This window comes from Ideonella livida (genome assembly GCF_010499455.1).
In the GTDB taxonomy this organism is placed as follows: domain Bacteria; phylum Pseudomonadota; class Gammaproteobacteria; order Burkholderiales; family Burkholderiaceae_C; genus Ideonella; species Ideonella livida.
On record NZ_JAAGOH010000019.1, the window covers coordinates 41,630 to 57,494 of the forward strand.

A 15,865-nucleotide genomic window follows, 5' to 3' on the forward strand; every position below is an offset into this window, starting at 1 on the left:
TCGGACTGGCCTTGGGCACTGCATGCCTGAGCGGTATGGCGATGGCCTATGAGGCGGCCACCGCCCCTGCGGGCCGCATCAACGACCCGGCTGCCGGCTACGACCGGCTCTGGCACGAGGTGCTGGTGGACATCACCATCATTGGTGTGCTGTTCGCCGTGGTCATGGCCTGGTTCCTGTTCCGCTACCGCCAGAAAAAGCCTGGCGAGGTGGGCACCGCCCCGCCCCTGTCGGTGGCCTCCGCCGTGGGCTGGGCGGTGATTCCCATCTTCCTGTTCCTGGCCGACGACCTGTACCTGGCCGCCAACGGCTGGAAGCTCTGGAACGACTACCGCGAGGTCCCGGCCGACCGGCTGGAGGTCAAGCTGGAGTCGGGCATGTACAGCTGGGACTACACCTATCCCAACGGGGTCCAGGCGCAGAACGTGCTGCGGGTGCCGGCGGGCAAGCCGGTGATGCTGCGCATGACCAGCCGCGACACCCTGCACAGCCACTACATCCCCGACTTCCGGGTCAAGGAGGACTCGATGCCGGGGCGGGTGACCTACCTCTGGTTCTACCCCCAAAAGCCCGGCGAGCACATCGTCACCTGCGCCGAGTACTGCGGCGTGATGCACGGCTACATGGCCGGCAAGGTGGTGGTGCTGCCTGAAGCCGAATTCAAGGCCTGGCTGGAGGCCGAGGCCGCCCAGCAGGGCGCCAAGGCCGCCGCTGCCGGCACCGCGACCCCCGCGGCCACGGCCGCCAAGCCGGCCTGAAGAGGAGACCAAGACCGTGAATCTCAAGGAATGGCTGTTCACCACCGACCACAAGCGGGTCGGCATCCTCTACCTCATCGGCTCCATCGCCGCCTTTGCCGTGGCCGGCCTCGCCGCCATGCTGATGCGGCTGGAGCTCTCGCAGCTGGGCCCGACGCTCACCGACAACCCCACCCGCTACAACGTCTGGCTCTACACCCACGGCGCAGTGATGATCCTGGGCTTCCAGATCCCGGCGCTCACCGGCTTCTTCGCCAACTACTGCATCCCGCTGATGATCGGCGCCAAGGATGTGGCCTTCCCGCGGGTCAACGCCTTGTCGGTGTGGCTGTTCTACGTGGGCCTCATCCTGGCGCTGCTGACCTTCGTGGTGCCCGATCCGCCCGATGTCATGTGGACCGGCTACCCGCCGTACTCCACCATCACCACCGGCAACACGGCGCTCTACACCTTCACGGTGCTGATCCTGGGCTTTGCCTCCATCATCGGCGGGGTCAACTTCCTCACCACCGTGGCCTACATGCGCGCCCCGGGGCTCAAGTGGAGCAACCTCAACGTCTTCGTGTGGTGCACCCTGGGCGCCTTCGTGCTGCAGCTGATCTTTGTGCCGGTGCTGGGCACGGCCGTCACCCTGCTGAGCTTTGACAAGTACCTGGGCACGCACTTCTTCGACCCCGCCGCCGGCGGCGACGTGCTGACTTACCAGAACCTGTTCTGGTTCTACTCCCACCCCGCGGTGTACGTGATCTTCATGCCCTTCATCGGCGTGGTCTTCGAGATCGTGGCCACCTTTGCCCGCAACCGGGTGTTCAACCTCAAGGCCGCGCTGTGGGGCGGCATCGGGGGCATCGTCATCCTCTCGGGCGTGGTGTGGGTGCATCACCTCTACGTCTCGGGCATGGCCGACTGGATCCGCATCGGCCAGATGATCACCACCCTCATGATCTCGGTGCCGGTGGGCCTGTTGGTCATCAGCCTGGCGGGCACGCTCTACAAGGGCTCGATCACTTTCGAGACCCCCATGCTCTACGCCCTGGGCGTGCTGTTCCTGTTCCTCATCGGCGGCCTGACCGGCATCCCGCTGGCCCTGACCTCGCTGACCCTGCACCTGTCGGACACCTATTACGTCGTGGGTCACTTCCACTATGTGATGGCCGTGGCCGGCACCTTCGCCATCTTTGGCGGCGTGTACTACTGGTTCCCCAAGATGACGGGCCGCATGTACAACGAGTTCTGGGGCAAGGTGGGGTTCTGGCTCACCTTCGTCGGTGTCAACCTGGTCTTCTGGATCATGATGACCGTGGGTGTCAAGGGCATGCCGCGGCGCTACTACGACTACCAGCACTTTCCCCAGTTCGAGAGCGCGCACCAGTGGATGACCGTGGGCGCGGCCATCCTCGGCGTGGGCTTCGCCATCGCGGTGCTCAACTGGATCATCGGCGCCATGAAGGGCCCGCTGGCCGGCGACAACCCCTGGGGCTCCAAGTCGCTGGAATGGACCACCGTCTCGCCGCCGCCACATGGCAACTGGCCCCACCCGCCCAGTGTGGACCACGACTGGACGCCCTACGACTACGCCAAGCGCTGAACGACGCCACCCGCGCGTGGCCGGCGCGGCACGTCCGCGCCGGCGAGATGGCGCCGCCCGTCTGACGCCCGCCATCCTCCTTCCGCACTGTGAACCCGTCCCACGCCCCCCTTGCCACTGACGCGGCCGACACCGCGCCGCCGAACCGCGCCGGGCGCCGGCTGCTGCTGGCGGGCACCCTGCTGGGCGCCGCGGGCGCAGCCTTGCTGGTCCGATCCTGGCCGGCGGCACCCCGGCCTGCCGCGCCGGATGCGGGCTCGGGAGCGCCGGCCGCCCCGGCCCTGCGCTGGCGTGAGCCGGCAGGTCCGGTACCTGCCTTCCGGGCCACCGGTCCGCAGGGCCGTGTCGACCGGCAGAGCCTGCTCGGCCGCTGGAGTCTGGTGTTCTTCGGCTACACCCAATGCCCGGACATCTGCCCGGGTACCTTGGGTATGCTCACCGAGGTTTTCCGGTTGCTGCCTGCCGAGCTGCCTCGACCCGGGGTGCTCTTCCTCTCGGTGGATCCGGAGCGGGATCTGCCCGGCCTGCTGGCGGAGTACCTGCCGGCCTTCCATCCCGACTTCCGTGGCGCGGCAGGTACCGATGCCGACCTGGCCGCCCTGGTGGCCCACCTGGGGGTGCGCTACCACCGCCATGCGCCAGGCCCTCAGGGTCAGTACACGGTGGACCACACCGCGTCGATGTTCCTGCTGGACCCGCAAGCGCGCTGGCGCGCCGAGCTGGAGCCGCCCCATGAACCACAAGCCATCGCCCGGGCGCTGACGCCCCTGTTGGCCGCCGTTTCGGCAGCCGCGCAGGGGCGCTCATGAGGCCGGCGCGATCCTTAGGTGGGCTGCGCGCGGCCCTCGCCGCCGCCGGTGTCCGGCCGGGCGGCCCGGCCGTCCGGCCACATCGCCTGCAAGCAGGCCAGCACGAACATCACGCCACCCACGATGGCGATCAAGCCACCCAGGCCCATCATGCCCATGCCCAGGCGCTCGGGCAGGCTGCTGAGCACCTGTTCGGTGCCGGCCACCTTGCGCTGCACGCCGTAGCCACCCGACCAGGCCAGACCCAGCACGTGCAAGAGCTGGCCACCGCCGTAGACCAGGGGCTGCCAGCGGGCCCAGCGTGCCACCACGGGGCGAAAGCCCAGTGCTGGCAGCAAGGCGTAGGCCAGGCCCATGAAAGCCAGGGTCACGCCCACGATGGAGCCGTGGTAGTGCGCCGGCACCACCACATTGGCCCCGCGGATCAAGAAGGCCAGCAGCCCTCCGATGGCAAACAACAGCAGCGAGGCCAGGAAGGCCGAGCGCGGCGCACTGCCCGGCTGGCGCCACACGCCGGGCAAGGCCGCCACCGCCAGCAGGCCCAGGGGCAGCATGCCCAGATGGCCCCACTGCATGAGCCGGGCGAAGGCGCCCATCTGCTCGCCGCCGCCAGCCGGCCACAGGCCCAGCAGCACCGGCACCACGGCCAGCGGCAGGGCGCTCAGCACCACAGCAGGCACTGCAAGACGGCGCAGACCCGGCAGAACGCGCACGCCCAGGCCGCCCGCCAGCCACAGCCAGGCCACGCCCACCAGCAAGGCATGCTGGAACTGCAGCACATGCCCGGCCGCCCAGAACAGGCGTTCATAGTAAGCGGTGCCGCTGCCTGCCGGCAGCTGCCACAAGGTCCAGGCCAGGGTCATCCAGGCCAGCGCGCCCGCAGCGGCCGACAGCCGGATACCCAGGTGCAGCGGCCGCTGCCCCTCGCTCAGGTCCGCCCGGGGCCAGGCCAGCAGCAGGGTGCGCAGCCAGGCCACCGCAAAGCCCAAGCCGCACATCATCAGGGCCAGCAGGAAGGCCGGCTGCTCCAGCACGGGGATGTAGTTGTTGAGCAAGGGCTGTGCCCCGGGCAGGAAGGGCGAGACCATCATCAGCAGGGTGCCGCCCGCGGCCAGCGCCCAACCCAGCCAGCCCAGGCCCAGCGCGCGTGCCGGGGTGACCATGCCCCAGGCCACCGAGGCAAAGGTCATGAACCAGATCAGCACCGACAGGTCCACGTGCACCACCAGTGCGGCACGGAACAAGTCGGTCAGGGGGAACAGCCGGGCCATCAGGTCCTTGACCCCCGGCGTGCGCGAGAGCACCAGCACCACGGCCAGCAGGCCCGAGCCCATGAGGGCCAGCACCCCCAGCCACAGGTGCGCGCGCACCAGACGGGCGCCGGCGGGAGAGGGGGGGCTCAGGGTCCAGTGCGTGTCGGACATGGCGCGCTCGGCTTGCGGTGGGGGTTCAGGGGCTGGGCAGTAGAGCACAGCCCCTGGCCACCCACCACCGGGGCTGACCCCGCCTTCCTCCACGCGGCCCGGCCGCGCGTTTCTGCCTACGGACAACTGCCCATGGCGCCCGGACGCCCGTCCTTCCTAGCATTCCACCGACCCAGGAGTTCTTGACCATGCCTTCACGTTTGATTCCCTGGCTGCTGGCCACCGCTGCCCTGACCGCGCTCACGCCGGCCGGTGCCGCGGGCAATGCCGAGGCGGGCAAGACCAAGGCCGCCGTGTGCATGGGCTGCCACGGCCCCGATGGCAACAGCCCGGCGGACATGTGGCCCAAGATCGCCGGACAGCTGCAGGTCTACCTGGTGCGGCAACTCCACGACTTCAAGGCCGGGCGCCGGGTCAACGAGCAGATGAGCCCCATGGCCGCCCCGCTGGGCGACCAGGACATCGAGGACCTGGCGGCGTTCTTTGCCACGCAGAAGGTCAGCAAGGTGGAGAACCTCAAGCCGGAGCTGGTGGCCGCCGGCCGCCAGATCTACCTCAAGGGCAAGGGGCGTCCGGCGGTGGTGCCCGCCTGCCTGGGCTGTCACGCCCCGGCCGGCCAAGGCAAGGCCGATTGGTCCGCCACCATGAAGGCGCCGCCCACCACCCTGGCGCCGGCCATCGGGGGTCAGCACCCGGCCTACCTGGTGCGTCAGCTCACCGCCTACCGTGACGGCACCCGTGCCAATGACGCGGCCCACGTCATGCGTGACGTGGCCAGCCGCCTGACCGACGCCGACATCGCCGCCGTGGCCGAGTACGCCGCCTCGCTGGCCCGCTGAGCCGCGCCGCTGCCCCCTTCCTTCACCCCCACCGCACCATGAGCCTCCAAGCCCTGCCACGCCGCCGCTCCACCCTGGGGCAGTTCCTGGCCCTGGCCAAGCCCCGGGTCGTCTCGCTCATCGTGTTCTGCGCGGTGATCGGCATGTTCCTGGCCACGCCGGCCCTGCCGCCGCTGCAGGTGCTGGTCTTCGGCACGCTGGGCATCGCGCTGACGGCGGGCTCCGCGGCGGCGGTGAACTGCCTGCTGGAGCAGCACATCGACGCGCAGATGGCCCGCACCAAAGGGCGTCCCCTGCCGTCGGGCACCATCACCTCCACCCAGACGGTGACCTTCGCCTTCCTGGTGGGTGGCCTGGGATTGGTGCTGCTCCACCATTTCGTCAACCCGTTGACGATGTGGCTGACCTTTGCCACCTTCGTCGGCTATGCCTTCATCTACACCCTGTGGCTCAAGCCGGCCACGCCGCAGAACATCGTCATCGGCGGCGCCTCGGGGGCCATGCCCCCGGTGCTGGGCTGGTCGGCGGTGACGGGGACCGTGCCGGCCGAGGCCTGGCTGTTGTTCCTCATCATCTTCATGTGGACCCCGCCGCACTTCTGGTCGCTGGCGCTGTACCGCACCAAAGACTACGAGCGTGCCGGCCTGCCCATGCTGCCGGTCACCCACGGCTCGCTCTACACCCGCCGCTCCATCGTGGCCTACACGGTGGCCCTGATCGGGGTCACGGTCATGCCCTACGCCATGGGCATGAATGGGATACCCTACCTGCTGTGCGCGCTGGTGCTCGGGGGCGTGTTCCTCTACCGCGCGGTGAAGATGCTGCTGTCCTACAGCGATGCCTGGGCGCGCGGCACCTTCAAGTTCTCCATCCTCTACCTCGCGGCCCTGTTCGCCGCCCTGCTGGTGGACCACTACTGGGTCTGACCGGCGGGCTGGCCGGCAGGTGCCGCCGCCTTTGCGTCCGCGCCATGCCCACCCGCCGTGCCAGCCTTGCCGCCTTCACCGCCCTGAGCCTGTCTGCCGCCTCCGGCCTGCTGGCCGGCTGCCAGCCCACCGGGGGCAGCAGCGCTGGCGGCCGTTTCAAGGGCATCGACCTGGCCGGTCTGGACTACGCCCGTCGTCTGGACCTGACCGACCCGGAGGGGCGTCGCCGCAGCCTGGCGGAATTCAAGGGCAAGGTGCTGGTGGTGTTCTTCGGTTACACCCAGTGCCCCGACGTCTGCCCCACCACCCTGGCCGAACTGGCGGCGGTGCGCCAGCAGCTGGGCCCTGACGGTGCGCGGGTGCAAGGCATCTTCGTCACCGTGGATCCGGAGCGCGACACATCCGAGGTGCTGCGCCACTACGTGGGCAGCTTTGGCTCGGACTTCGTGGCCCTGCGCGGCACGCTGGAGGAGACCCAGGCCGTGGCCAAGGAATTCAAGGTCTTCTTTGCCAAGGCGCAGGGCAAGACCGAAGGCGCCTACACGGTGGACCACACCGCGGGCTCCTACCTGTTTGACGCCCAAGGCCGTGTGCGGGTGTTCAGCCGTTACGGGGCCGGGGCCGAGGCCCTGGTGCACGACCTCAAGCTGCTGCTGCAGGAGGGCTGAGGTCGCCGCGACGGCGGCAGGCCGAGCCCTGCAGAAGGCAGGCGCGGCGGACGCCCGGCGCTTGACATGTGCCGAGCGTGCCGAGCGTGCCGTGTGTCCCGTGTGCCCCGGGCCTTCAGGCCGCTTCCAGCGCCTTGCGCATCTTCTTGAGCGCGGCCACCTCGATCTGGCGGATGCGCTCGGCGCTGACGCCGTACTCGGCGGCCAGCTCATGCAGCGTCATGCCGCCGGAGCTGTCGTCGTTGACCTTGAGCCAGCGCTCCTCGACGATGCGGCGGCTGCGGGCATCGAGCACCTCCAGCGCCTGCGTGATGCCGTCGCCCGACTGGTGGTCGCGCGCACGGGCCTCCAGCACCCGGGTGGGCTCGTGGCGGTCGTCGGCCAGATAGGCGATGGGGGCGTAGCTCTCCTCGCCGTCCTCGGTCTGCGGCTCCAGGGCCACATCGCCGCCGGACAGGCGGGTCTCCATCTCGACCACCTCTTCAGGCTTGACGTTGAGTTGGCGCGCCACGACCTCCACCTCGTCGGGCGTCAGGGTGTTGCGGAAGGTCTCGTGGTCGGCGGCCTGGTCCTTCAGGCCCTGCTTCATGGAGCGCAGGTTGAAGAACAACTTGCGCTGCGCCTTGGTGGTGGCGACTTTGACCATGCGCCAGTTGCGCAGGATGTAGTCGTGGATCTCGGCCTTGATCCAGTGCATGGCGTAGCTCACCAGTCGCACACCCTGGTCGGGATCGAAGCGCTTGACCGCCTTCATCAAGCCGACGTTGCCTTCCTGGATCAGGTCGCCTTGCGGCAGGCCATAGCCCAGGTACTGGCGGGAGATCGAGACGACCAGGCGCAGGTGCGAGAGCACCAGCTTGCCGGCGGCCTGCACGTCGCCCTGCTGCTGCAGCCGGCGGGCCAGCTCGCCTTCCTCTTCGGCGCTGAGCATCGGCATCCGGTTGACGGCGCTGATGTAGGCGTCCAGGTTGCCGATGGAGGGCACCAGGCCCCAGGGGTCACGGACAGCCAGGGCGGAGGGGGCGGGAGTGGTGTTCATGCGGGTTTTGAGGCCTCGACGAGGATCGGGTTCCGTTGATATTAGCACTCGGTCGGGAGGAGTGCTAAGCCCGGAAATGCGCCACCTTGCACGCCCTGTGGCCAAAACGGCAGGCCTGACCCCGCCGCCCGTTCAGGGGCTGAGGCGGATCTCCACCCGCCGGTTGGCGTCGGCGGCCGGCTCGGTGTCGGCCAGCGGCTTGTCCGGGCCGAAGCCGTAGGCGGCCAGGCGGTCCGCGGCCACGCCAGCCTTGATCAGGTGCCGGCGCACCGCGATGGCGCGGGCGCACGAGAGCTGCAGGTTGCGGTCCCGGGGGCCGGTGTCGCTGGTGTGGCCGGCGATCACGAATCGCTTGCCGTCCAGGTCAGGGCTGCGCAGGGCCTGGGCCAGCTTGTCCAACAGCGCCCGGCTGGCCGGGCTGACCGCGTCGGAGTCGTTGGCAAAGCCGATGGCCAGGTCCACATGCGGGGCCTCGGGCGCATAGGCCACCACTTCCAGGTTGCGGGTGCCGGCGCTGCGGGTGCCGGGGGCGGCTTCGCTGGCCCCGGCACCGGGGCACAGCCCGTCCTGGGTGGGCGGCTGGGTGCGGGTGAAGCTGCGGGCCAAGGGGTTGGCCGGGGGGGTGGCGGGGGCCAGGGCGGCGCGCAGGTCCTGCACGCTGGGGTTTTGCAGCAGCCCGGCCGCTGGGCAGGTGGTGCTGAGCACCAGCAGGGCCAGGGGGGCCAGGAGGGTGGGCATGGGGGGGCGGAAGCGGACTTTGCGCATGGACGGGCCTCGACAAAGGGGGAGAGGGCGGTGTGCCGTGGCGGATCAGTTTCGCAGCGGCTCGGCCAGCTGTCCCATGAACAGCGGCACCCCACTGGCACGGTGCATCACCGCAAAGAAGAAGGGCCGGTCGGCGGCGCAGGCAGGGGCGTCGGAGACCGGTGCGAAGGACTTGAGACCCACCACCGCGGCGGTGGCGGCGCTGGCCTCGGCCCCGGTTTCGTCCAGGGCGATGGCGGCAGACTGGAAGACGTTCTCCAGCCGCAAGCCGCGATGGCCTTGCCGCAGCAGCGGGCTGAAGTCGGCCCGGTCGCTGAAGGGGGTCTTCAGGCCCAGGGCCTGCAGCGTGTCCTTCAGGGGGCGGCTGCGCGGTGCCAGGTCCAGCCGGGGCAGGCTGAGCTGGCAGCGCTTGGGCTGCAGGGCTCCACGCCAGCGTGCCAGGTCGGTGCCGTGCAGGGTCTGCACAAAGTCACCCAGCCGCTGGCCGGCGGGCGGCAGGGCCAGCAGCAGGCTGTAGGCCGGGGCATCGCGGCCTTCCTGTGTGGCGAAGGGCAGCTCCATCACCGTCACGCCCTGGACGCTGGCCTGCAGCACCTCCCGCTCGTCCTGCATCTGCCGGGCCTGCACCACGGCACCATCGTCGCCGGTGAAGGGGCGCAGCTGGGTGCCGGTGACCGGAAAGGGCTGGGCCCAGGCGCGCTTGAAGTGCAGGGCATTGGTCAGCACCAGCCGGGTGCTGCCCTGCAGGCTGCCTTCGGGCAGCAGCTCCGCGATGCGTTGCTGGGTCTGCTCGCCGACCCAGCGGTTGATCTGGCTGCGTGCCAGCTCGGCGTCAAAGGCCGGGATGACACCGGCCGGAGTGCCCTGCCGGGCCTGCACGCGCTGGGCATAGCTGGGCTGCAGGGCCTTGACCAGGCTGTCGTCCAGCCACAGGCGGTTGGCCTGGTGCAGGCCCTCGTCACGGGCCAGGCGTTCGGCCAGGTCGGGCAAGCGCTGCTGGTACAGGCGCTGACCGGCGCTCACCCGGCCGTCGCCCATCAGGCGGTTGAGTTCATGGGCCGAGGCGCCGGCCGTGCCCGCCTGCAGCAGCCCCAGGGCCTGGGCCAGCGACAGCGAGGAGACGACGCTGTTGCCGACCGGGGACGCGGCGCTGGCGGGACGATCGGCCCGCAGCAGCTTGAGCCCGAGCTCGCCCAGGGCGGCGGCGGTGGCTGCATCGTTGGCGGCGGGGCTGGGGCGCGGTGCCCCTGAGGCCGCAGCGGCCCCGCCCAGCAGGGCCGCTGCCATGGCGGCGGTCGGGAGGCGGCGCAGGGCGGTGCGCAGGCAGGCGCCGGCGCGGCCGAAGGCGGGGGGGCGTTGCATCAGCGCTCCTGCACGGCCAGCACATTGCTGGCGCCGTAGATCGAGGGGTTGCCCGCGCCTTCCACGGCCTCCACCACCAGGGTGCGGGCGGTGGCGGTGTTGGCCTTGGCGCTGGGGAAGGTCTGGCTCAGGTCCAGGGCCTTGCCGATGTTGCGCTTGGTGGGCGAGACGATGGCCAGCACATGGCTGGTGCCGGCGGGGCCGGCGGCGCGCACGCGCCACTGCGGGCGGGGCAGGCGCGTGGTGCCGGCGGCGATCTGGTTGTCCTCGTCCAGCTTGTTGGGGAAGAGCAGGTCGAAGGTCTTGCCGTCGCTGCCCACATGCAGCACGTACAGGTAGCCCGGCTTGTTGCTGGTGACCTGGAAGTCCAGGAAATCCTTCTGGATGGTCAGCGGCGAGTTGCCGCTCAGGCTCACCTGGATGGATGGGCTGCCGCCTGCCCGCAGGTCCTGCAGCGTGCTCACCGGGTTGACCGGCTCCTCCGGTGGGGTCGGGGCTTCGGCCTGCGGCGCCGGGGGCGGGGCGGGCGCGGGGGTGGGGGCCGGGGTGGGGGCCGGGGTGGGCGCGGCGGCTTGCGGGGCCGGGGCCGCCGGCGGGCTGCTGGGCGCGGCGGTGGTGAAGGCCAGTGGCAGCTTGCCGTTGCCCACCAGCGTGATGGTCTGCGGCCGTCCGCCGCGTTGGTTGATCAGGCGCTGGGCGCAGCGCTGCATTTCCTCGCCGTTGACGGCGCCGGAGCGGTCGGCGTCCGCGCCCCCGCTCAGGCAGGCGGCCCAGGCCAGGGTGGCGATGCTGCCCTGGGAGGTGGCCCCGGCCACCTCGGTGGCCGAGGCGGCGGCCAGGTAGACCACGCGCGGGCCCTCGGCCTTGGCCCCGACCAGCTCCAGGCCGCGGGCCATCTTGTTGACGGCGTTGCCGCACTGGTGGCTGTCACCGGCGGCCGATCCATCCTTGACCGAGCCGGGGAAGAACTTGGGCACCACGCCGCCCACGTTGATGGCCCGGGTGGCGGCGCCGCCGGAGAAGCAGGAGTCGTTGAGGAAGACCACCTGGCCGGCCTTGCTGCCCAGGGTGTCGAGGTCCTGCTCCAGCCGGGCATCCTCGTACAGGGTGGGCTCGTAGGTCACCATGCCCTCGGTGCACTTGCCTCCACCGCTGCCGCTGCGGTTGCCGATCTGGGCGCCGTGGCCGGAGTAGTAGAGGAAGACGTTGTCGCCCGGGGCGATGCGCCGGGTCAGCTCGCCCAGGGCGGCGCTGACGTTGCCCTTGGTGAAGGCGGCGTTGCTCAGCTCGCGGATGTTGCCGTCGGGCACCCCCATGGCCCGGGCAATCTTGCGCGCCATGGCCGCGTCCAGGTCGATGCCCGGCAGGTTGTTGCGCGGGTTGGAGTACTCGCCGATCCACATGATCAGCGCGTGGTTGGCGGCCTGGGCGGGCAGGGCGCCCAAGCCGGCGGCGGCCAGGGCGGAGGCGGCGGCCAGATGGCGCAGGACAGGGCGGAAGGCAACAGGCATGGACAGGCTCCTCGGTCAGGCCGGCGGCACGTGGGCCGCGGTTCAACAGGTCTCTTGCCGGTGTACGCAGATTGCGCGGCGCTCACGGCTCATCCGCGGGACCGCGCACCCGGCGGGGTGGGCGGCACCCATGTTGGGGCGCAGGGGGGGAGCTGTCCAGCCCGCCGGACAAACCTGCCTGTGCTTGGCGGGGCGTGGGGCTGGAGGGGGCGGCCTGGGGCCGCCCCGGAGATCACACGTTGAACAGGAAGTTCATCACGTCGCCGTCCTTGACGACGTATTCCTTGCCTTCGGCGCGCATCTTGCCGGCATCCTTGGCGCCTTGTTCGCCACCGAACTTGATGAAGTCGTCGAAGGCGATGGTCTGGGCGCGGATGAAGCCGCGTTCGAAGTCGCCGTGGATCACGCCGGCGGCCTGCGGGGCGGTGTCACCGATGCGGATGGTCCAGGCGCGCACTTCCTTGACCCCGGCGGTGAAGTAGGTCTGCAGGCCCAGCAGCTTGAAGCCGGCGCGGATCAGGCGGTTCAGGCCCGGCTCGTCCTGGCCCATCTCGGCCAGGAACAGGGCCTTGTCCTCGTCCTCCATCTCGGCCAGCTCGGACTCGGTCTTGGCGCAGATGGCCACCACCTCGCCCTTCTGGGCGGCGGCGTATTCCTTCAGGCGGTCCAGGAAGGGGTTGTTCTCGAAGCCGGTCTCCGAGACGTTGCCCACAAACATCGCCGGCTTGGCGGTGATCAGGCACAGCGGCTTGAGGATGACCAGCTCCTCCTTGGTGAAGTCGATCGAGCGCACCGGCTTGGCCTGGTCCAGGGCGGCCTGGCACTTCTCCAGCACCTTGACCAGGGCGGCGGCGTCCTTGTCGTTGCCCGAGCGGGCGGCCTTGGTGTAGCGCTGCAGGCTTTTCTCGACGGTGCCCAGGTCGGCCAGGCACAGCTCGGTCTGGATGACCTCGATGTCGGCGATGGGGTCGACCTTGCCGGCCACGTGGATGACGTTGTCGTCCTCGAAGCAGCGCACCACGTTGACGATGGCGTCCGTCTCGCGGATGTGGCTGAGGAACTGGTTGCCCAGGCCTTCGCCCTTGGAGGCACCGGCCACCAGGCCGGCGATGTCGACGAACTCGACGATGGCCGGCACGATGCGCTCGGGCTGCACGACCTTGGCCAGGTCGGCCAGGCGGGGATCGGGCACTTCCACCACGCCCACATTGGGCTCGATGGTGCAGAAGGGGTAGTTCTCGGCCGCGATGCCGGCCTTGGTCAGGGCATTGAACAGGGTGGACTTGCCGACGTTGGGCAGGCCGACGATGCCGCACTTGAGGCTCATGGCGGGGCTTTCGCTGCAGAAGGGAAGAAAAGGGGAACGGCGGCGCCGGCGGCGTGCCGCGGCGCTGCCACGGCCGGTCAGGGCGACCGGCGGGCCATCCTCGATTTTAGGTGCCTCCCTACAATCGGCCGCATGAGCAAGTCCGCCGACGTCCGCATCCTGGGTTCTGGCATCGTCAGCCGCAGTCTGGCCCTGTGCCTGGCCCACCAGGGGCTGCAGGTGGCGCTGCAGGCGCGGCCGGCCGCGTCGCCGCGGACCGACGATGTCCGCGCCTATGCCCTGAACCCCAGCTCGGTGGCCCTGCTGCAGCGCCTGCGTGCTTGGGATGCCTTGCCGGCCGAGGCACGCACTGCCGTGCTGGACATGAAGGTCGCCGGCGATGCGCCGGGGGCCGGCATCGAGTTTTCGGCCTGGCAGCAGGCGGTGGACGCCCTGGCCTGGATCGTGGACGCTGCCGAGCTGGAGAACAGCCTGGAGACGGCGGTGCGCTACAACCCGCGCATCGATCTGCAGCCGCAACCCGGGCCCGCGGCCCTGACCGTGGTGGCCGAGGGCAAGGCATCGGCCGAGCGCGAACGCCTGGGGGTGGCCTTCGAGCGCCACGGCTACGGCCACAGCGCCCTGGCCACCCGGCTGGTGGCCGAGGGCCCGCACCAGGGCACGGCCTGGCAGTGGTTCCGCGCACCGGAGGTGCTGGCCCTGCTGCCGCTGGACCGGCCCGAGTGCGGACACGGTTACGCCCTGGTCTGGTCACAGCCGGCCGAGCAGGCCGAGCATTGGCGGCAGGCTGCGCCGGAGGCCCTGGAAGAGGTGCTGCTGCAGCTGACCGGCGGGGTGGTCGGTCGGCTGCGTGTGGCCGGGGATCGCGCCACCTGGCCGCTGGCCCTGGGGCGGGCGCAGGCCGTCAGCGGCCCGGGCTGGGCGCTGGTGGGCGATGCCGCGCATGTGGTGCATCCACTGGCCGGACAGGGCCTGAACCTGGGGCTGGCCGATGTGCAGGCCCTGGACGAGGTGCTGGCGGCCCGCGAGAGCTGGCGCGACCTGGGCGATGCCGCCCTGCTGCGCCGCTATGCCCGCAAGCGCGCCTGGGGCACCTGGGCCATGGCCCAGGGCACCGACGGCCTGTGGCAGCTCTTTGCGCAGGATGCCCCAGGCCTGAGGGAACTCCGCAACCACGGCATGACTCTGGTCAATCGCATCGCCCCGCTCAAGCGTTGGCTGGTGCGTCAGGCGCTGGACGTCTGATGCGCTGTCACACGGCCCTGCCATCCTCCTGAGCCTCTTTCCGGGCCTCGCGCCCCAGACCGAACCCGACCGCCGCGCGGCCTTGGCCGCCGGACAACTCAAGGACACCCGCCATGCGTCGCCTTTCCCCTGCCCTTGCGCTGCGTGCGCCGCTCGCCGTGGCCGGCTTGTGCCTGGCCGTCCTGGCCACCGCCGCCCATGCCAACGAGGAGGCCATCCGCAAGGCCCTGACCGAGCGCATGCCCGGCCTGCCCAAGATCGACGAGATCAGCAAGAGCCCCATCCCCGGCCTCTACGAGGTCCGCATGGGCGCCGACATCCTCTATGTCGACGAGACCGGCGACCACGTGATCGAGGGTTCGATCTACAACACCCGCACCCGCACCGACCTGACCAAGGCCCGCATCGACAAGCTCACGGCCGTGGCCTTTGCCGACCTGCCGCTCAAGGACGCCATCGTCATCAAGCAGGGCAACGGCAGCCGCCGTCTGGCGGTCTTCGTCGACCCGAACTGCGGCTACTGCAAGCGCCTGGAAAAAGACCTGCAGGCGCTCAAGGACGTGACCATCTACAACTTCGTCATCCCCATCCTGGGCCCGGATTCACAGGCCAAGGCCAAGGACATCTGGTGCGCCAAGGACGCGGGCCGCGTCTGGCGCAACTGGATGGTCGAGGGCACGGTGCCGCCGCGGGTGATGGACAAGTGCGACATCGCCGCCATCGACCGCAACCTGGAGTTCAGCCGCAAGTACCGCATCAACGGCACGCCGGCGCTGATTTTCGAGGACGGCACCCGTACCCCCGGGGCCATCCCGGCCGATCGCATCGAGAAGCAGCTGCAGGCCGCCCGCCGGCCGGCCTGACCGCGTCGCGACCGGGACAGCTGGCGCGTCCAGGCGCCTCCAGAATGCGGAGGCATGGGAACACTCTGCCTCGTGCGTCACGGCCAGGCCTCCTTGGGCGCGGCCGACTATGACCAGCTCAGCCCGCTGGGCCATGAGCAGTGCGAACGCTTGGGCCGCCACCTGCGCTGGCAAGGGCGCCGTTTCCAGGCGGTGCACCTGGGGGGCCTGCGGCGCCACCGCCAGTCGCTGGACGCCCTGGCCGCCGGCTACGGGCCCGGCCTGCCCCCGGCCCAGGTCTGGCCCGGGCTCAACGAGTACGACAGCGACGCCCTGGTGCGGCCGCTGGTGGGCGGGGCGGCACCCCGCGCCCTGACCCCGGGGGAGCGCCGGCAGCACTTCCGCCTGCTGCGCCAGGCCCTGCTGCGCTGGATGGCCGGCGAGGCGGCGCCTGCGGGCCACCTCGCCTTCACCGACTTCCGGCAGGGCGTGGTGCAGGCGCTGGAGGCCATCCGTCAGGCCGCCACCGGGCCGGAGGATGTGCTGGTGGTCAGCAGTGGCGGCCCCATCTCGGTGGCCATGGGCTGGCTGCTGGGCCTGGCGCCCGAGGCCACCATCGAGCTCAACATGCGTCTGCGCAACAGCGCCCTGAGCGAGTGGCTGATCACCCCGCGGCGCTATGCCCTGCAGAGCTTCAACATGCTGCCCCACCTCGACGGCCCCGAGGCCGACAGGCTCATCAGCCACGCCTGAGCCCGCGGC

General features: G+C 70.5%; 15 protein-coding genes. 9 read left to right on the forward strand and 6 right to left on the reverse strand.

Going from position 1 to position 15,865, the window contains the following annotated elements:
- Window positions 1-35 precede the first annotated feature (35 nt).
- The 3 genes from G3A44_RS15325 to G3A44_RS15335 all read left to right on the forward strand — a co-directional run bounded on the left by G3A44_RS15325 (window position 36) and on the right by G3A44_RS15335 (window position 3,155).
- Window positions 36-758, forward strand: coding sequence for a cytochrome c oxidase subunit II (locus tag G3A44_RS15325; protein WP_163458534.1), 723 nt, complete (start codon window positions 36-38; stop codon window positions 756-758).
- A gap of 16 nt (window positions 759-774) precedes the next feature.
- A complete protein-coding gene (locus tag G3A44_RS15330; protein WP_163458537.1) occupies window positions 775-2,346 on the forward strand; it encodes a cytochrome c oxidase subunit I in 1,572 nt (523 codons plus the stop codon).
- An 89-nt stretch (window positions 2,347-2,435) separates the two neighbouring features.
- Entirely contained in the window at window positions 2,436-3,155 is a 720-nt protein-coding gene (locus G3A44_RS15335) for an SCO family protein (RefSeq protein ID WP_163458539.1), read from the forward strand.
- A gap of 14 nt (window positions 3,156-3,169) precedes the next feature.
- Here G3A44_RS15335 and G3A44_RS15340 read toward each other — a convergent pair whose 3' ends face one another.
- Window positions 3,170-4,579: a heme-copper oxidase family protein gene (locus tag G3A44_RS15340; RefSeq protein ID WP_163458540.1), complete on the reverse strand. Its 1,410-nt coding sequence runs from the start codon at window positions 4,577-4,579 to the stop codon at window positions 3,170-3,172.
- Between the two features lie 188 nt (window positions 4,580-4,767).
- Between G3A44_RS15340 and G3A44_RS15345 the strand changes: the two genes are divergently transcribed.
- Genes G3A44_RS15345 through G3A44_RS15355 form a run of 3 tightly spaced genes read left to right on the forward strand, consistent with a single transcriptional unit; the run spans window position 4,768 to window position 7,012 of the window.
- Window positions 4,768-5,418, forward strand: coding sequence for a c-type cytochrome (locus G3A44_RS15345; RefSeq protein WP_163458541.1), 651 nt, complete (start codon window positions 4,768-4,770; stop codon window positions 5,416-5,418).
- Between the two features lie 38 nt (window positions 5,419-5,456).
- Window positions 5,457-6,344 carry a heme o synthase gene (gene cyoE, locus G3A44_RS15350; protein WP_163458542.1) on the forward strand — a complete coding sequence of 296 codons (888 nt, stop codon included), beginning with the start codon at window positions 5,457-5,459 and terminating at the stop codon, window positions 6,342-6,344.
- 44 nt (window positions 6,345-6,388) lie between these two features.
- On the forward strand, window positions 6,389-7,012 hold the full coding sequence (locus tag G3A44_RS15355) for an SCO family protein (protein WP_163458543.1): 624 nt from the start codon (window positions 6,389-6,391) through the stop codon (window positions 7,010-7,012).
- A 115-nt stretch (window positions 7,013-7,127) separates the two neighbouring features.
- On the opposite strand, the gene rpoH is transcribed toward G3A44_RS15355, so the two are convergent.
- The 5 genes from rpoH to ychF form a co-directional block, all read right to left on the reverse strand.
- Window positions 7,128-8,051, reverse strand: coding sequence for an RNA polymerase sigma factor RpoH (rpoH, locus tag G3A44_RS15360; protein ID WP_163458544.1), 924 nt, complete (start codon window positions 8,049-8,051; stop codon window positions 7,128-7,130).
- Between the two features lie 132 nt (window positions 8,052-8,183).
- Window positions 8,184-8,789 (reverse strand): OmpA family protein, encoded by a 606-nt coding sequence (locus G3A44_RS23975; RefSeq protein ID WP_163458545.1) that lies wholly within the window; start codon window positions 8,787-8,789, stop codon window positions 8,184-8,186.
- 72 nt (window positions 8,790-8,861) lie between these two features.
- Window positions 8,862-10,178, reverse strand: coding sequence for a serpin family protein (locus G3A44_RS15370; RefSeq protein ID WP_163458546.1), 1,317 nt, complete (start codon window positions 10,176-10,178; stop codon window positions 8,862-8,864).
- Window positions 10,178-11,689 (reverse strand): DUF4384 domain-containing protein, encoded by a 1,512-nt coding sequence (locus tag G3A44_RS15375; protein WP_163458548.1) that lies wholly within the window; start codon window positions 11,687-11,689, stop codon window positions 10,178-10,180. Before G3A44_RS15375 ends, G3A44_RS15370 begins: the two co-directional genes overlap by 1 nt.
- 232 nt (window positions 11,690-11,921) lie before the next feature.
- The gene (ychF, locus tag G3A44_RS15380; RefSeq protein ID WP_163458549.1) at window positions 11,922-13,016 is read right to left on the reverse strand and encodes a redox-regulated ATPase YchF; all 1,095 of its coding nucleotides are present in this window, start codon (window positions 13,014-13,016) and stop codon (window positions 11,922-11,924) included.
- Between the two features lie 132 nt (window positions 13,017-13,148).
- Between ychF and G3A44_RS15385 the strand changes: the two genes are divergently transcribed.
- The 3 genes from G3A44_RS15385 (at window position 13,149) to G3A44_RS15395 (ending at window position 15,856) form a co-directional block, all read left to right on the forward strand.
- Window positions 13,149-14,261: an FAD-dependent monooxygenase gene (locus G3A44_RS15385; protein ID WP_163458551.1), complete on the forward strand. Its 1,113-nt coding sequence runs from the start codon at window positions 13,149-13,151 to the stop codon at window positions 14,259-14,261.
- Between the two features lie 113 nt (window positions 14,262-14,374).
- Complete coding sequence (locus G3A44_RS15390) at window positions 14,375-15,124, forward strand: DsbC family protein (RefSeq protein WP_163458552.1); 750 nt, start codon at window positions 14,375-14,377, stop codon at window positions 15,122-15,124.
- A gap of 54 nt (window positions 15,125-15,178) precedes the next feature.
- Entirely contained in the window at window positions 15,179-15,856 is a 678-nt protein-coding gene (locus tag G3A44_RS15395; RefSeq protein WP_163458554.1) for a histidine phosphatase family protein, read from the forward strand.
- Window positions 15,857-15,865: the final 9 nt, after the last annotated feature.